We start from the raw sequence: 17,741 nt of genomic DNA, 5'->3' as shown, positions 1-17,741 counted from the left end.
ATGTGATGAAAAGAAAAGGCTTCTTTTTGTTATACATTAAAGCAACTGGAGTGACAGAAAACGATAAATTAATGGATCGTCTTTCGATACGCGCCTGGTGTTAATCCCTTGCGTTCCTGAAACGCTTTAAACAATGTTTTTCCTGAACCGTATCCCACTTCATAGGCGATGTCGGCAATGGTCATTTCGGTTGATACGAGCAAGGAGCAAGCGTGCCGGATGCGAATATCGTGGAGAAGCTGCACGAAATTTTGCCCGGCATACTTTTTGATTTGTTCACTTAAGTACGTTTCGTGAAAATGGAACTTCTCTGCTAGTGCAGATAAGGTAAGATGCTCGCGATAATGAATATGCATATAATAGATAACCGTCCAAACGATGTTCGGTCGTCCGCCTTTTTCTGTTGTTTGGACGGTCTTCGCCGTCTTTAATTCGTTTCGCAAACGGTCTGTATTTACCAATAACTCCGTTAGCTTTGCCTTAAGCAAGGTTTCCCGCCATTTGTCGCTCCTCTCATATTCGTCCAATAGTTCCTGCAGCATGCGGGTAAACTGATCGGCGGTCGGACCGGACAGATTAAGACTTGAAGGTCGGTCATCCTGCATGCTCAGCAGAATATCCATAAAACCTGGTTGATGTTCATTCGACGCCGTAAGTAGTTCCGCACTAAACATGCAGTTATACAGCCGCAAAGGGTAGCCCGGCTCTGCTTGCAACTGGTGAAATTGGTAGGGCAAAATCAATGTCAAGGTTCCTGGCTTCATCGGATGCGAGATGCCATTCACGGTTTCTGTTCCTCTTCCTTCGATGACGAAGGATATTTCGAGAAAGTCGTGTCGATGCAACGGGAAGACAGTGTCAATTTGATGAATGTCAATTGTAAAAGGAAAAGAAGAAAGCAATCGCGGATAGTCAGTCAAGTAAAACGGATAAATGGTCATAAGGAAATCTCCTTGCCGAAAATTAGGGATATCTTTCCGAAAAATGGTTACGATTTTTGGTTGTTTTCATCTTACCATAGATATAAACCTAGAAGAACAAGGAGATGATGTGATGATTAGCATTCCGTTAAACGGCCTTTGGTCCATGAAACAGGCGGAGGATTCTGCATGGATTGAAGCATCAGTGCCAGGAACCGTATATTCTGATTTATTACGCGCCGGTCGCATGGAGGACCCTTATTATCGAGATAACCAGGATCAGGCGCTGGAACTGTCCACATTCGACTATGTATATGTAAGAGATTTCGAAGTGACAGATGATGTGATGCGTTGTGATCAGGTCGTGCTCCGATGCGAGGGATTGGACACGCTGGCGGAGGTCATCGTCAATGGACACAAGGTGGCTCTGACCGATAATATGCACCGCACTTATGAATTCAATGTGCGTGACTTGTTGAAAGAAGGAACGAATACGATTCAGGTTATTCTCTATTCTCCCACGCGATATGTAGAGCAAAAGCACAATGAAACCCCCTTGTGGGGTGTAGCGGATGCCGTCGCCGGCTTCCCGCATTTGCGAAAAGGTCACTCGATGTTCGGCTGGGACTGGGGTGCACAGCTGCCGGATGCAGGGATATGGCGCAATATCTCGATTCAAGCCTACGAAGGTGCACGATTTGAAGATGTACATATCCGGCAAACACATGTACACGAACGAGTTAACTTGCAAGTTAACATAGAGACGCAGACCTGGACGGATGAAAACGTACGGGCAGAATTGACGGTGATGGATCCACAGGGTATGACAGTTATGATCAATCATTCTGACATGGGATCGCGAGAGCAGTCAGCCGTACAATTTGACGTGGACATCGTGAATCCACAGCTTTGGTGGCCTAACGGCTACGGCGGCCAGCCACTTTATACCGTCAAGGTGAGTTTGATGCTGGGCGAACGCGAACTGGATCAGAAACAGTATCGAATTGGGTTGCGAACGTTAGGTGTGAAACGTGAGCAGGATGAATGGGGCGAGGGCTTTGCGATTGAAGTCAACGGCATCGCCATTTTTGCCCAAGGGGCGAATTATATTCCGGAGGATCATATTCTTGCACGTTACTCCGTGCAAAGAACGGAACGGCTTATTCAGGACTGTGTCCTCGCAAATTTCAATTGTATCCGCGTATGGGGCGGAGGCATATATCCGAGTGACGAATTTTATGATCTGTGCGACAAGTATGGTTTGGTGGTATGGCAGGATTTCATGTTTGGCTGCGCCATTTACGAAATGAACGAAGCCTTTGCAGACACGATTCGGCATGAGGTCATTGACAACGTGAAACGAATTCGCCATCACGCGAGTTTGGGGCTGTGGTGCGGTAACAATGAGATGGAATGGGCTTGGAATAGCTGGGATTTTCCCAAAACGCCGCAGCTGCGCACTGATTATATTAAGCTATTTGAAATATTGCTTGCCGATTTGGTTAAACAGCACGACCCGCAGCGTTTCTATTGGCCATCATCGCCATCCTCTGGTGGCCATTTCGATCGGCCGAACGATGAAAATCACGGCGATGTGCATTATTGGGAAGTGTGGCATAACTTAAAGCCGTTCACCGAATACCGCAAATTTCATTTTCGATTTTGCTCCGAGTTCGGTTTTCAATCTTTTCCCAGCATCAAAACAGTGGAAACTTTCACAGAGCCAGAGGATCGGAATATTTTCTCCTATGTGATGGAAAAGCATCAGAAGAACGGAGCGGCGAACGGAAAAATATTGTATTATTTATCGGAGAATTTTCAATATCCGAAAGACTTCGCCTCTATGCTGTATGCTTCGCAAATTTTGCAGGCGGAAGCGATCAAATACGGGGTGGAGCACTGGCGCAGACATCGTGGGCGGTGCATGGGTTCGATCTATTGGCAGCTAAACGATTGCTGGCCGGTGGCTTCATGGTCAAGTCTGGACTATTACGGTCGATGGAAGGCGCTTCATTACTTTGCCAAACGGTTTTACGCTCCCGTGCTGCTTTCTGCTTGCGAAGAAGGAACTCGAGTGGAGCTGCACGTGACGAACGAGACCATGGAGCCTGTCTCAGGACGGATTCAATGGAGATTAAGAGATTACGACGGTCGGGTTCATCTGGAGGACACCGTAGAAGCAGCAGTGGAAGCCTTGCAGTCTGGCTTATTCGCTACGCTCGACTTCAACGAAGAGCTTGCCTTAGAGGAAGCGAAGAGACGGACATATTTGGAATTTAGTTTCTGGATAGACGATCGTGAAGTCAGTTCCGGGACGGTTTTGTTTACGAAAGCTAAGCATTTTACTTTCGCTGCTCCAGGCATTACTTGGGATGTCCAAGAGTCAGAAGGAACATATACCGTTAACTTACAATCGCAGACATTTGCGAAATATGTAGGCTTGGAACTGGCTAAAGCGGATTGTACTTTCGACGACAATTATTTTGATCTGTCCCCAGGCGTCGTTAAACAGGTGCGAGTAGCGGTCGATCGAATGAGTGAAAAGCTGACGTTGCAGCAGTTCAAGGAGCAGCTCCTAGTATTGAGCTTGTATGATTTAAGCTAGTTCTAGCGAATTTATGTCATCTCCTACCACCTCTGAATTAAATACCAATTTACACTTAAAGTTAAATTAATGATGTGAAAATTTAAAGCCTTTGCGAGATTAACTCGCGAGGCTCTTTTTTTACATAAAGGCGAAGCTCCCCCTATTTAGCTACGTAAGATATGGATTTTGCTGAACTGAGTGAGATAGTGGATAGTCTCTAAATTAATCCGTAAGTGACTTATGTATTTTTGTGTTTTATTTTCTGTTTTGTGGGATGAGGAATTAGGAAGGCAAGTTGTACAGCGTGCAACAATTTCCTAGATTTCTTCTTGAAAAGCTAAAGATGTTGTATGTTGTACAACAATTAAGCCATTTATCATACTATACAGCTGCTTTTAGCTGAAAATGTTGTATTTTTTACAGCATTCGCTTGGAAAACTTGGATTAACCAGCCCTAAAGTTGTAAAAAATGCAACATTACACAGATAAGAAAGTGACATGTTTTAGCATATACGTCTTATGCCTAGTTTGCTTTGCAACTCTCAGGGCTATCCGCATATCACCTATTTTTTCTTGACACTTTTTTTAAAATGAGGATATAATAAAAATAGAAAACATGTAATCGGTTACACATTGTTCGTTACATCAAGAGTTCCAGTGCGAATTTTCTTTATAATGATTGATAATAATAGAGATAAATTAAAATATTGGATATGTGTAACCGTTTCCCTACATGCCATAAATTGGTCTGTGAATTAGGTTGCTCGCATCACTAGGAGTGGGTTGGACAAGTGGCAACGATTAGAGATGTCGCGAAATTGGCTGGGGTTTCGGTTGCAACAATTTCCCGTTATATCAACAAAAATGGGTATGTTAACGAAGACACCAAGCTAAGAGTGGAGCAAGCGATTAAGACGCTGCAGTATGAGCCTAACGCGATAGCGAGAGGGCTAGCGGGAAGGAAAACAGGGGCGATCGCCCTTATCTTTCCCGATATTACGAATCCATTCTTTGCTGAACTTGCCAGAGCTGTAGAAGATGTGGCACGGATGTATGGGTACACGGTTATCTTGTGTAACTCGGACAATCAGGCGGACAAGGAGCAAACGTACATTAAGGTGCTGAAGCAGCGTTATGTGGATGGCATTTTATTCGCCTCTTACAACCTTCGCTCTGATGATGTCGAATCGCTTAAAAGTGAAAAGATTCCGCTTGTCATGCTCGACAGAGCACCGCGAGATGCTTCCTGCTCAATCGTGAGCTCGAAGCATTTGGAGGGAGCTCAGATGGCTGTGCAGCATCTGATGGATGTGGGCTGCAAGAAGATCGCTCACATTTATGGTCCGCAAGAGACGGTGACGGGAAGAGAGCGGTTCATGGGCTATGAACAATCCGTGAAGCATCTTCCATGGTACTCACCAAGTCTGGTAGAGCCCGGCTACTTTCGCGTTGATGGCGGGATGGCCGCTGTAGAGAATTTGATGCAGCGTCATCCGGATATCGACGGTATTTTTGCCGGCAACGACACGATGGCGGTCGGAGCGCTGAAAAAGCTTCAGCGTTTGGGGGTGAGAGTGCCGGACCAAGTAGCTTTGGTCGGTTTTGACGGCATCGATTTAACACTCATCGTTGAACCGGAGATTACGACAGTTGCTCAACCTATTTACGACATAGGCATGCTATCAACGAGATTACTGATCAAAAAGATTGAAGGCGACATCCAAGAAGAGCAGACACATCTATTCGATGTGACTCTCATACCAAGAGGTTCTACAGAAAGGAAAAGAAATGATGAATAAACCCCGTATTGTGGTCATCGGGAGCTTGAATATGGACATTGTAGTGGAAACGTCTCGATTTCCGCGTGTTGGGGAAACACTGACTGGCGAGCATGTTCACTTTATACCAGGCGGTAAAGGCGCGAATCAGGCCGTAGCTGCTGCGAGGTTAGGCGGTCAGACGACGATGATCGGCTCCGTGGGAGACGATATGTTCGGACAATCGCTCATTGAATCGCTTCAGCAGGATGCGATTTCCACAGATCATGTCATTCGGATCGCGGGAACCCCGACAGGAATCGCCTCCATCATGCTTGCCGAATCAGACAATCAGATTGTAGTCGTTCCGGGGGCAAACGCAAGCTGTTTGCCAGAACATATTCAAGCAGTGGAGCAAGTCATCGCAGAGCATGATATCGTGCTCGTGCAATTGGAAATTCCGCTTGAAACGGCTTCAGCCGTTTGCCAGTTAGCGAAGAAGTTAGGCAAGACAGTTATTCTGAATCCAGCACCTGCGCGCGAGCTGCCGGAGGCCATGCTGAAATGCGTGGACTATATTACGCCGAACCGCTTAGAGCTAGCGACGCTCACGGGCATCGATGCTTCTGGCGATCAACTGCAGACAGCTATGGAAGCGCTGCTTGAGATGGGACCGAGCTGTGTCATTACGACGCTCGGCGAGGAAGGCTCTGCCTTTCTTCGTAAAGGAGAAACACTTGTTAAAGTTCCGGCTTACCGTGTTCCTGTTGTTGATACGACTGGAGCTGGTGACGCCTACAATGGTGGACTAGCCTATGCGCTGGCCGCGGGCAGTCAGTTGAAAGAGGCAGTAGCTTTCGCCTGTAAGGTGTCTGCGATGTCCGTAACAAAGCTCGGCGCACAAGCTGGCATGCCGACCCAGGAAGATTTAAAAACACTTAACTAACCAATAAGATAATTAGGCCGTACAATAGGTGATCTGCGAAGCAAGCCTGCAAACGAGCCTAATATGGATGTTTGTTTGGAAGTAGACGCTGAGCGCTTCTTGGAACACTTTCTCAGTAAAGTAGTTTAAATGGAAGTGACTCGATTTCGTCATAAGATTTATATATAATGGCATAATAACGAAACGTGGCGGACTGGGCACACAGTCCGCTTTTTTCTTTTCGCAGGGAGGCATCATGAAATACATTTTATTTGTTTTAGCTGGGGCATGCAGCTTCGGTTTATTATCTACTTTTGTAAAGAAAGCTTATGAGTCTGGTTTCAATGTCGGCGATGTCGTCGGCAGCCAAAACCTATTCGGTGTGATTATGTTGTGGATGTTGGTATTCGTGACCGCGAAATCCGCCAAGCAAACCTCGGCATCTAGTACGTTTAAAGTAACAAAACGACAAGTGCTCTCGCTCATGGCCGTTGGTACGACCACAGGCATAGTGGGAATGTTATATTATGCGGCATTGCAGTATATTTCCGCTTCGTTCGCGATCATCTTGTTGTTTCAATTTACATGGATGGGCATTTTGCTGGAGGCAATCGTTGAACGCAAACGCCCTGGCAAGGAGAAAATTCTATCGCTTGTCATTTTGTTTGTTGGGATTATTATGGCAAGTGGCTATTTAGGCGGGGGGCATGAAGCTGTTTCGTGGATAGGTGTTGCCCTTGGCTTGTTGGCTGCAGTAGCTTATGCGCTCTTCATCTGGTTTAGCGGGAAAACAGCCAATCATGTCGCTCCAATCACACGAAGCGCTATCATGCTAACTGGCTCTTTCATTCTCGTCATGCTGGTGTTTCCACCGCATTTTCTTGTGAACGGATCTTTACATGAGGCACTGCTTCCTTGGGCGCTGCTGCTGGCTCTCTTCGGAGTCGTCATTCCGCCATTGTTCTATGCCATTGGCGTACCGCGTGTTGGCGGCGGACTAGCAACAATCTTGAGCGCTGCTGAACTGCCGACGGCCGTCGTTATGTCGTACGTCGTGTTGAATGAGTCCGTCAACTGGCTGCAATGGCTTGGCGTGGGAATCACGATGTTCGGCATTGCCCTTCCTGAGCTTATGAAGCGCAAGAAGAGTCAATCCGTAGTTGTCGGCGCAAATGTAAGTGCGTGATCATCGGTCTTTTCTCAAAAGGTGGACGCGAAATCGTAATGATTTCGTGTTCGCCTTTTTTCATTCCTGATCGGCGAGTTAGGCGTTTGCCCCGCATCAAAAAGGGCTTTCCCGGTTGATTTTATTCCAGCAACCGATTACAATGCTCATGAATCTGTTGATGAGGTGTTCGCAATGCGTAGATGGTTCAAGGATAGTTGGAAGCGCTTATTTCAGCGTAAAACGATTTTTCGCAATATGGTTACCTTGTCTTTATTCATAGCTGTCATTCCGGTAGTAGCCGTTGGATTTGGAAGCTATATGTTTTCTGCTTCCGTCGTGCAAAGAGAAGTAAACCAATCGAATGTCCGCATCTTGAATAACGTGTCATCCAGTATCGATTCGACCTTGGATCGTATACAAAACAATGCCATTCAAATGCTGTTGGGCACTTATTTTAGCTCGAATTTAACAGAGCTGAAAAGCACAAACTATACCGGCTTTTATTCCGGTATTTCACGAGAGTTATCTGCGTTGCAAAATGGCAACAAAGAAGTAAGCGATGTCGCCATTTACGTACCGGACGAAGGTTATTTAATTTCGCCAATCTACGGTGGCCGCAGAATCACAGAAGACAAAGAACGCGAGGCGCTGCTGAAGGAACTTGCTTCCGAAGACCATATCAAATGGGTCACCGGACCCTACCCGTATTTACCCGGTTATAATCTGAACGGCGTAACACTGATATCTAAGGTGCCCTTATTAGCCAAAAACCCGACTGGACTTTTGTTTATACGCATCGATGAGGCACTCTTTCAAAACATTATGAGCCGATTCGTCAGCTATAGTGGCGAGCTCATGTTCATCTTAAACGCAACGGGCAACCTCGTGACTTCAAGCGGCGGGAATAGCGTTCCAGAAGGCTTAGTCGAGCTTATTGCTCAAAAGCGAACTGAGCAGCGGTTTACATTCACTTTTCAAGATACGGATTACATGGTGACGCCAATTACTTCCTCTTATAACAAATGGCAGTATATTAACATGGTGCCGGTCAATGAATTGAACGCCAAATCCAAAGGCATTGCCATGATTACGCTGACGATCATTGCAGTTTGTCTCGTACTGGGCATCTTAATCGCATTATGGGGTACACGGCGTGTCTATCGACCGATCGAGAACCTCGTGGCCCATTTGAAAGGCGGACAAGCACTCGACTCGGAAACGGATGAAGTTGGCTTCGTACGCAAACGATGGGGTGAGCTGAGCAGCACGGCTAATCAACTGCAGCAGCAGCTGAGCGATCAATTACCCCTAGTTCGTGAGATTTTTGCGCTGCAGCTTTTGCAGGGACGGTTTCTTCACTACTCTGGGGATCAGTTAGAGGGTATGTTACGCAGATACGATGTACCTGCAGGGCGGGAAAATAGTGTTTTCGTCATCACTTGCGACCCGCCGCAGGATAGTGGTTCGCGCTTTCAGGAAAATGACCGCGATTTGATCGTCTTTGCCTTGAAAAATATTGTCGGTGAAATGCTGCAATCGCAGGAGATGGAGGGTATCATCATCAATCTGCTGAATGACCAGGTCGCCGTTTGGCTGTTCCGCGACCCTGAGCAGACAGATGAGGGGCAAACAGAGGTTAAATTGTTTGCAGAACGCCTGCGAATGCTGGTGTCCGATTATCTTCGACTTCCAGTGACAATCGGTTTGAGTGGACAGAGCGAAAGTATCACAGATCTGCCCGAACTTTATGAAGAGGCGGTTCTGTCCGTGCGCTCTCGCATCATCGTTGGCGGTAATCAGGTGATCACCCACTCAGGCGGTAGCGGCGCATCCGAACTTCATTACCGCTATCCGCTCGAAATCGAAACCCACTTCGAACATTCCCTGCAGCTAGGCGATCAGGAAGAAGCGGAGCGGATGCTGGCCGAATTCGCCAAGTCGATGAGTGACAACGTCCAAAAGCCTGAACTGATACAAATGTCATATTATCGGCTGCTAACCGCTGCTATTCGTACTGCTTACTTGTTGGGTCTCGATTCGGCCCAATTGTCCGGAGAAGCGGAATCCGATCCTTACGGTCAAATCCGCAAGATCAGCACGATTCGTGAATTGAACGAATGGTTCAAGGTGCAACTGGTCGATCCGATTGTTGCTTATGTACAAGGCAAACAGCACCAGGAGCATGAACAATTAATCCAAAAGGTCGTCCGCTACATTGAGGACAACTACCACTTTGATCTATCGCTTGATCAATGCGCGCAAATCTGCGGTTTGAGTTCCCATTATTTAAGCAAGCTGTTTAAAAAGACGATGGATGTTTCCTTTATCGAATATTTGACGAAGATCAGGATTGAGCGGTCCATCGAGCTGCTGCGAACGACGGATTTATCAGTTTCGGATATTGCCGAAAGAGTCGGCTACCAGACGAAAAACTTTATACGCGTATTCAAAAAGCACATCGGCGTTACGCCGGGTCAATACCGGGGAACCGACAGCGATAGTTAGCATGCACATATTTTGTTCCGCAGGCATGTTCTAAGGCAAGAAAAGTGTATAAATCTTCGGAGGAACCCCTTTACTGCGGGGTTTCTCTTTTTTTGCCTCCGTCGTTGTAGACTACAAGAATTGGTCATTGTCCGGAAAGCTGTGATCAGTGTACGATCTGTTCATGCAAAGCAGCGAGATGCTAATTACATGAATGAGAGGTGAGGAAGTTGTCGCAAAGTCGATTGGAACCGCTCCAGGCAGCGGCACCAGCTGGAGTGGAGAAGGCAATTCGAGTAAAAGGCTCGTGGGTGCAAGAATGGGCCGTCGCGATAAAGCGTGACAAATATCTATATGCAATGGCAGCGCCTGGATTATTATTTTTCCTGTTATTTAAATATTTCCCATTGTGGGGACTTCTGCTAGCCTTTCAAAACTATTCTCCTTATTTAGGCTTTTGGGACAGTGAGTGGGTGGGCCTGAAATACTTCAACGAGTTTTTCACCAATCCCGATTTTATGCAATTGTTCCGAAATACGATGGCGATCAGCCTGTTGAACATCTTTTTCTTCTTCCCGATTCCAATCGTAGTGGCACTGCTGCTGAATGAGGTGCGTAAGCTCGCTTTCAAAAAAATCGTACAAACGGTCATTTACTTGCCGCACTTTCTTTCCTGGGTCATAATTGTTGGGATTTGCTTTCTGATTTTCGGACAAGGCAGCGGAGTCATTAACCAACTGATCGCCGAGTCAGGGGGACAAAAGATCGAGTTCATGACGGAACCGAACTTATTCTGGGCTATGCTGACGGCACAAAGCATCTGGAAAGAAGCCGGTTGGGGGACAATCATTTTCCTTGCCGCACTTGCTGGCATTAACTCGGAACTATATGAAGCTGCGCAAATCGACGGTGCAAGTCGTTGGCAGCAAGCGATGAATGTGACGCTTCCCGGTATTAAAAGCACCATCATTGTCCTTCTCATTCTGCGCTTGGGGCAAGTTATGGACGTGGGTTTTGAACAAATTTACTTGATGATGAGTGGACCGGTCGCGCATCTGGCCGATGTTTTCGATACCTATGCGTACCGCGTCGGTATTCAGCAAGGAAGGTTCGGTTATGCGACGGTTGCCGGACTTTTCAAATCGGTGGTAGGACTAATTCTTGTTGTGATGTCCAACCGCGTAGCCAAAAAATTCGGAGAGGAGGGACTCTACTAACATGAATAGAAGCTTCGGCGTGAAATTCTTTACTGCGATCAACTACGCTGTGCTAACGATATTTGCGCTTGTGACTTTGCTGCCATTTCTGTATGTCATACTTGTATCTTTTACAGACCCGACAGAGTACATGAGCAAGTCAATCGTATTAATTCCACAAACATGGAGTCTCTCTGCTTACGAATTTATTTTTTCCACAAACGCGTTTGTGAAAGCTATGGGAGTTAGCGGATTTTTGGCGATCTTCGGTACTATCTTGAGCTTAATCGTTACGAGTGCACTCGCTTATGTCCTATCGCGTAAAAGGCTGAAAGGAAAGAAATTTTTCTTGGTCGCGATTTTGCTGACCATGCTTTTTAATCCTGGTATGATTCCAAACTATTTACTTGTGGATAGTCTTGGCTTGATGGATACGGTTTGGGCGCTCATACTGCCCGCATTGACTAGCGCGTGGTATGTCTTTCTAATGAAAAACTTTTATCAGGAAATACCGGATGAATTGGAGGAAGCGGCCAAAATCGACGGCTGCTCGGATATCGGCGTCTTTATCCGTATCATGCTGCCTGTGTCCGTTTCAGCGCTTGCGGCATTCGGCTTGTTTTATGCTGTAGCCTACTGGAATACGTACTTCAGTGGAGTTCTCTACATTAACACAGACACGCTCAGACCGCTGCAGGTTCTGCTGCAAATGATGCTGGTTTCTGCTTCGCAAATGGCTGATCCGTCCATTGCTGCAATGCTGGAGAGTGAGCAGACGGTGCCTCCGCAGGTGATCAAAATGGCCGCAGTCGTTATTTCTTCGCTTCCGATTGTCATCGTCTATCCGTTTTTGCAAAAATATTTTGTCAAAGGCATGATGGTTGGTTCCGTGAAAGGATAACTGTGATAACTCTGAAAGGGGTGATGCTGGCTTAAACGCACAGCAGAATGGTAAGTATAAAGATAATATTCCTGGGAGGTCCACACATGAAACCAATGGTAAAAAAATTGGCCGTTGTTATGACAGCGGCTGCACTTACAGCATCCTTGGCGGCTTGCGGCAGCGCATCGAATGAAGGTCAAAAGGCAGGCAGCACAACAAGCAGCAAACCTGCGAAACCGACGGATATTTCAATTACGACGCTGGCCTTCGCCGCAGCTCCAACGAGCGAACTGGAAGCGGTTAAAAAGCTGAATGAGAAATTAAATGTCAACCTGAAGCTGAGTTGGATTCCATCCGCTCAAATTTCGGAAAAATTAAATGCACTGCTCGCGTCCAGAGATTTGCCGGATGTGCTCTTCATCGAGGACTTCAATTCAACGCCTGCATTCTTGAATGCTATCGATCAAGGCGCTTTCTGGGAATTAACGGATTATGTTAAAAATTACCCGAACTTGGCCAAATATCCGGAGAATGTGTACAAGAACGCATCGCTCAAAGGAAAGCTCTACTCGCTGCCTCGCGTCAGACCGCTGGACGGTCATGAATCGCTGCTAATCCGCAAAGATTGGCTGGATAAGCTCGGCTTGCAGCCGCCGAAAACAATGGATGAGCTTTATAACGTGCTTGAAGCATTCGCGAAGAAAGATCCGGACGGCAATGGCACTGCCGACACGTACGGCGCTGTATTTCCTGGGTCTCCTGGACCGTCTAGTTATTTGTTGTCGCTTTTCGGAACAGGAACAAAGTGGAAGGAAGAGAATGGCAGCCTGACGCCATATTGGTGGACGCCGCAAGCGAAAGAGGCGCTAATCAATTGGAACAAAGTTTACAAAACAGGCGGCATCTTGCCTGACTTCCCTGTGCTCAAGACAGCACAAATCAAAGATATGCTCGTGCAAGGGAAGGCAGGACTTGCAATCGCTAACGTTGTTGATGCCTACAAATACAATGTTGAGCTGCAAAAAACGAATCCTAAGGCAAATCTGGTTGCTTTTGAGCTTCCGAAAGCGGCGGACGGCAAAGCCTATTACGAGCAAGCGAGCGGTTTTTACGGTCAATTCCTGATCAATAAGAAATCAGTGGACGAGGCGAAGCTGAAGAAAATTCTTGAAGTTTACGATTACACAGCTTCTTTAGAAGGTTACAACCTGGCTGTGTACGGTATTCAGGACGTTGATTACAAATTAAAGCCTGACGGCTTTGTCGAGCAAACGGAAGAGGGCAAGAAAAAAGGATATTCGAGCGATACGACCGGTCAATGGGTGACGGGTACTTTTGATAAATACCTTAGAGCGAAAGTATCGGGCATCCCGAGCGACGTATTTGAGGCAAATAAAAAGTTGGTTGACTCGATCAGTTCCATCCCGGATCCTACTTATGGCTTGATGAATTCAGCCCCATTTAAAGAAAAGGGTGCGGACTGGAACAAGAAGCTTAACGACATGCTTACTAACGTGATTATCGGCAAGAATTCAATAGAAGATTGGGATAAATTTGTAAAAACGTACAAAGACGACCCAAGCTTCCAGCAGCACGTAAAAGAAACGAGTGACTTCTTTAAAGAAAAGAACAAGAAGTAATTTCAGCATCTCAGACCCGACTATGACATTTTATTGGCGTTGTCGGGTTTTGTTCTCTACTTTTCATAAAAAAACGATATGGTTCAAATATCGTCGATATACAAATGCCGTTATATGTTTTACATTTTAATTGCTTTTATATTAATTTCTAGTGAGGTGAAGTTAATGAGGAAAGTAAGTATGCTGTTAGCTGTCAGTTTAATTTTCAGTCTGGTTGGATCGTACATCCCCTTTTATGAAAACGCTATCCTTAAGGTAGAGGCTTCAGCGGTGAACCAGATGACGAACGGAAGCTTCGAGCAGACAACCACAACAACGGATGCTGCCTGGAGCGGTGTCACAAGTCCTGTTCCTGTTGGCTGGGGGTTATGGATTCCAACCGGGAGCGGGAAAGCTCCGAATAAAACGGTGAACGTCATGCTCGATCCAACCACGTATCATGAAGGGAGCAAGTCGATTTTGTTTGATGCCTTCGCAACAAGCCGAGTATCTGTGAATCAAAGCGTCACGACGGTAACTGCCGGCAAATCTTACAGACTTAAAGTATGGGTAAAAACCGACAACGTAACGGGCACTGGTGCTTACTTCAGAACGCAATACTATAACACGAGTAAAGTTGGAGACGGTCCTGCATCTGCCAAGTTGTTAGGTACGAAGGATTGGACTTTACAGCAAGTATTTATGACCATACCAGCGGGCGTCACGAAGTTGGTCATTGAACCTTTCCTTGAAACGGGCAAAGGAAAAGTATGGTTTGACGATATCAGTTTGGAGGAATATGACGGGATTACAGGAATTGCTTTAGATCAAACCGCCTTTTCCATGGCCAAAGATGCATCGGTAACGATTACACCGACATTCACTCCGGCGAACGCAGCGGACAAAACAGTTGTCTGGAGTTCCAGCAATCCGAGTGTAGCGACAGTGGACAGTAATGGAAAAGTAACCGGAGAAGGGTTAGGCTCAGCTACGATTATGGTCTCAACACCAGATGGAACGATAAAAGCTCAATGTCTTGTTAACGTAGAATCTGCCGAAACGATTCAATCGTACAGCGAGCTGCGTCTGAAATGGTATGGCAAATTGACGGGCGGCACCCAGTACAATTCGGCTGATCCGGATATTGCTGCTAACCTTACTTCACTAGCTGCAAGCGTCACGAATGGTAATGCGACAGGACATTGGGATACGCTGAATAAAGCTGCGGGCCGTTCGTATTTGTGGAACGATCTGTCCAGTGCGACTGATTCGGCTCAAATATCTAGTGCTTTCGGCAGGCTGAAAGCTATGGCGCTCGCTTATTCTGTTCAAGGTTCAAGCTTGTATCAGAATACGGCGCTTCGGGATGACATCATCAGCGCTTTGGACTGGATGTATGCGAACCGTTACAATGAAACCAAAAATGAGTACGGCAATTGGTGGGATTGGGAAATCGGAGCGCCGCAAATTCTGAACGATACCCTTGTGTTGATGTTCGCTCATTTGACGCCGGCGCAAATAAGCAAGTATATCAAAGCCGTCGATCGTTTCGTCCCGGATCCGAAGAAGAGAACACTCAACAATGTGACGGAAACCGGAGCTAATTTGCTCGATAAAGCATTGGTCGTTACGATGCGTGGTGTGATCGGAAGCAACAGTGCGAAGATTACGCAAGGACTTGATTCCATTGGGCCGGAATTTGTTTACACGGATCATGGAGACGGTGTTTATAAGGATGGTTCGCTTGTTCAACACACCAACATCGCGTACACAGCGGGGTACGGTGCGGTATGGCTCAACCGTGCGGCCGATATGACGTTCTTGTTGAATGGTTCACCATGGCCAGTGACGGATCCTAACGTGAATCATGTTTACGATTGGGTATCGGATACATTTGAACCCGTCATTTATAAAGGACTTTTTATGGATATGGTGAACGGAAGAGGGATCTCTAGACAAAGCTCGGGAAGCGCCAGAGGCACGATTGTTACCTTGCTTCGCTTAGCCGAGGGAGCACCTGCGGACGTATCTTTATCGATTAAGCGAATGGCCAAAGAATGGATTCAGTCGGATACGACATATGCCAATTATTACGAGGGATTGCCGATTTACGAGCTGTCGCTAGTCAAGAAATTGATGAACGATGCTTCGATCCAGCCTCGAGGAGAATTGCTTAAAAACCAAGTGTTTGCTGGTATGGACAGAGTTGTCCATTTACGTGAAGGATATGGTTTCGGGCTCAGTCTGTTCTCAAACCGCATCTCTGCCTTTGAGAAGGGCAATAACGAGAATTTGAAGGGCTGGTATACGGGCATTGGAATGACTTTTTTATATGATCAGGATCTTACCCAGTACCGCAATGATTTTTGGCCAACTGTAGATTCGTTCCGACTGCCTGGCACGACAACGGATGGATCTGGGAAAGGGACGACACCCGTCGAGTGGAAAAGTTACATGAATCCGAAGACATGGGTTGGCGGCTCGTCCATCGATAACCTTTATGGTGCAGCCGGTATGGACTTCTCGCTTGCGCAATCGACTGGAAGCAATCTGCAGGGCAAAAAGTCATGGTTTATGTTCGATGATGAAATCGTCGCATTGGGTGCCGGTATTTCGAGCACGATAGCCGGACCGCAAGCGGTAGAGACCATTATCGATAACCGCAAGCTGAACGATGCGGGAGATAACGCGCTCACGATTAACGGAACCGTGAAGTCGAGCCAGCTCGGTTGGTCGGAAACAATGGGAGACGTGAAGTGGGCTCACTTGTCCGGAAATGCGCCGGGTTCGGACATCGGCTATTATTTCCCTGAAGCTACTAATGTGTATGGTTTGCGCGAAGCGAGAACCGGCGCCTGGAAAGATATTAATAGCGGACAATCGGCTACCCCGGTTACGCGAAATTATTTAAGCTTGGCATTTGAGCACGGGGCAACACCATCGAATGCATCTTATTCCTATGTCATGCTGCCTCATAAAAATTCAGCGGATACAGCGCTTTATAGCAGCGCTCCTAATGTTGAGGTGCTGAGCAATACAACGGACGTACATGCGGTCAGAGAGAAAAAGCTAGGTATTACGGCGGTGAATTTCTGGAATCCGACAACGGTTGATTTCATTTCTGCGCAAAATCCGGCATCCGTGATGGTGAAGGAAACGGACAGCGAATTGACAGTTGCTGTATCCGATCCGACGCAAACGCAAAGTACGATTTCGCTTGAACTGAACAAGGCGGGCTTATCGGTGGTTCGTGCCGATGACACGGTTGCGGTTCTGCAGACGATGCCTTCCTTAAAGCTGAATATTACGGTCACAGGATCTTTTGGCAAAACGCATGTTGTCACATTCAAGAAAGATACAGCAGCGCCGGTTACGACAACTAACGCGAAGTCTGATTGGCAGCGTACTGCGCAATCGGTTACATTGACGGCGAGTGATGATGGCAGCGGCGTGCAGAAGACGTTTTACAGTTTGGATGGTGGCGCCTTTGTGGAAGGGAATAACATCGTTGTTTCTGATGAGGGCATACATCAACTCCAGTTCTACAGCATTGATAATGCCGGAAATCAAGAAGCAATCCAAACGGCAGTAATCAAAATCGATTCAGTAGGTCCCAACATCGCTCCAACCGTTACGATGGATGTATATTGGACCGATGGAGGCAGCCTGCAATTCGATATCTCCGATCCGGTGAGCGGCGTGGCAAGCGAGTCTTTTGAGCTGGACGGTGTCCAAATAAGCCAACCATATTCGTTTAGTCCATTATCGCTAAGCATTGGCGAACATGCGGTGAAGGTAAAAACGGTTGATACGGCAGGAAACGAAACTCTTGCAGCATACTTGCTAAAAGTACGGATGGATGTCGACCATTTGGACGAAGCTGTTCGTTATGCTTATCAACGAGGCTGGATCACCAATCAGGGCATATTGAACAGCTTGCTATCGATGATAGAAAAGATTCAACGGATAGATGATGACAATCAAAAGAAAAACGAATGGAAGGAACTGGAGAACCACATTCGCGCACAATACGGCAAAAAAATTGACGCAGTGTTTGCGGAACTTTTATTACAAGCCATTGCACAGTGTAAATCCTAATAACTGTTGAGAAATGTGAACCCGACTTTGTCCGTTTGGACGAGGTCGGGTTTTGCTTGCATGCGAACGATGAAGTACAAAAGAAATCAATTTAGCTAGTAAAA

Annotated in this window: 10 protein-coding genes; 9 read left to right on the top strand and 1 reads right to left on the bottom strand. The window is 46.6% G+C overall.

Annotated elements, in window-relative coordinates; genetic code table 11:
• Window positions 1-68: 68 nt before the first annotated feature.
• Complete coding sequence (locus tag AC58UU_RS05090) at window positions 69-941, bottom strand: AraC family transcriptional regulator (RefSeq protein WP_497313592.1); 873 nt, start codon at window positions 939-941, stop codon at window positions 69-71.
• 112 nt (window positions 942-1,053) lie between these two features.
• Between AC58UU_RS05090 and AC58UU_RS05085 the strand changes: the two genes are divergently transcribed.
• The 9 genes from AC58UU_RS05085 (at window position 1,054) to AC58UU_RS05045 (ending at window position 17,637) form a co-directional block, all read left to right on the top strand.
• Window positions 1,054-3,525, top strand: a complete 2,472-nt coding sequence (locus tag AC58UU_RS05085) for a beta-mannosidase (protein ID WP_497313590.1) — start codon at window positions 1,054-1,056, stop codon at window positions 3,523-3,525.
• 773 nt (window positions 3,526-4,298) lie between these two features.
• Window positions 4,299-5,306 (top strand): LacI family DNA-binding transcriptional regulator, encoded by a 1,008-nt coding sequence (locus tag AC58UU_RS05080; protein ID WP_497313588.1) that lies wholly within the window; start codon window positions 4,299-4,301, stop codon window positions 5,304-5,306.
• Entirely contained in the window at window positions 5,296-6,210 is a 915-nt protein-coding gene (gene rbsK, locus AC58UU_RS05075) for a ribokinase (RefSeq protein WP_497313586.1), read from the top strand. Before AC58UU_RS05080 ends, rbsK begins: the two co-directional genes overlap by 11 nt.
• A gap of 235 nt (window positions 6,211-6,445) precedes the next feature.
• Window positions 6,446-7,375: an EamA family transporter gene (locus AC58UU_RS05070; RefSeq protein ID WP_497313585.1), complete on the top strand. Its 930-nt coding sequence runs from the start codon at window positions 6,446-6,448 to the stop codon at window positions 7,373-7,375.
• A 174-nt stretch (window positions 7,376-7,549) separates the two neighbouring features.
• Window positions 7,550-9,862: an AraC family transcriptional regulator gene (locus AC58UU_RS05065; protein WP_497313583.1), complete on the top strand. Its 2,313-nt coding sequence runs from the start codon at window positions 7,550-7,552 to the stop codon at window positions 9,860-9,862.
• 209 nt (window positions 9,863-10,071) lie between these two features.
• Window positions 10,072-11,058 carry an ABC transporter permease gene (locus tag AC58UU_RS05060; protein ID WP_497313581.1) on the top strand — a complete coding sequence of 329 codons (987 nt, stop codon included), beginning with the start codon at window positions 10,072-10,074 and terminating at the stop codon, window positions 11,056-11,058.
• Window position 11,059: 1 nt separating this feature from the next.
• Complete coding sequence (locus tag AC58UU_RS05055) at window positions 11,060-11,938, top strand: carbohydrate ABC transporter permease (RefSeq protein WP_497313579.1); 879 nt, start codon at window positions 11,060-11,062, stop codon at window positions 11,936-11,938.
• Window positions 11,939-12,024: 86 nt separating this feature from the next.
• Window positions 12,025-13,560, top strand: a complete 1,536-nt coding sequence (locus AC58UU_RS05050; protein WP_497313577.1) for an extracellular solute-binding protein — start codon at window positions 12,025-12,027, stop codon at window positions 13,558-13,560.
• 165 nt (window positions 13,561-13,725) lie between these two features.
• Window positions 13,726-17,637 carry a polysaccharide lyase family 8 super-sandwich domain-containing protein gene (locus tag AC58UU_RS05045; RefSeq protein ID WP_497313575.1) on the top strand — a complete coding sequence of 1,304 codons (3,912 nt, stop codon included), beginning with the start codon at window positions 13,726-13,728 and terminating at the stop codon, window positions 17,635-17,637.
• The last annotated feature ends 104 nt before the right edge of the window (window positions 17,638-17,741 follow it).

This window comes from Paenibacillus sp. JT22N1, assembly GCF_059692155.1.
This window is presented reverse-complemented; position numbering and strand designations above follow the sequence as displayed.

Coding starts and splice junctions, on each gene's coding strand:
- AC58UU_RS05090 (WP_497313592.1), bottom strand. CDS start 941: ATGACCATTTATCCGTTTTACTTGACTGACTATCCGCGATTGCTTTCT.
- AC58UU_RS05085 (WP_497313590.1), top strand. CDS start 1,054: ATGATTAGCATTCCGTTAAACGGCCTTTGGTCCATGAAACAGGCGGAG.
- rbsK (WP_497313586.1), top strand. CDS start 5,296: ATGATGAATAAACCCCGTATTGTGGTCATCGGGAGCTTGAATATGGAC.
- AC58UU_RS05070 (WP_497313585.1), top strand. CDS start 6,446: ATGAAATACATTTTATTTGTTTTAGCTGGGGCATGCAGCTTCGGTTTA.
- AC58UU_RS05065 (WP_497313583.1), top strand. CDS start 7,550: ATGCGTAGATGGTTCAAGGATAGTTGGAAGCGCTTATTTCAGCGTAAA.
- AC58UU_RS05055 (WP_497313579.1), top strand. CDS start 11,060: ATGAATAGAAGCTTCGGCGTGAAATTCTTTACTGCGATCAACTACGCT.
- AC58UU_RS05050 (WP_497313577.1), top strand. CDS start 12,025: ATGAAACCAATGGTAAAAAAATTGGCCGTTGTTATGACAGCGGCTGCA.
- AC58UU_RS05045 (WP_497313575.1), top strand. CDS start 13,726: ATGAGGAAAGTAAGTATGCTGTTAGCTGTCAGTTTAATTTTCAGTCTG.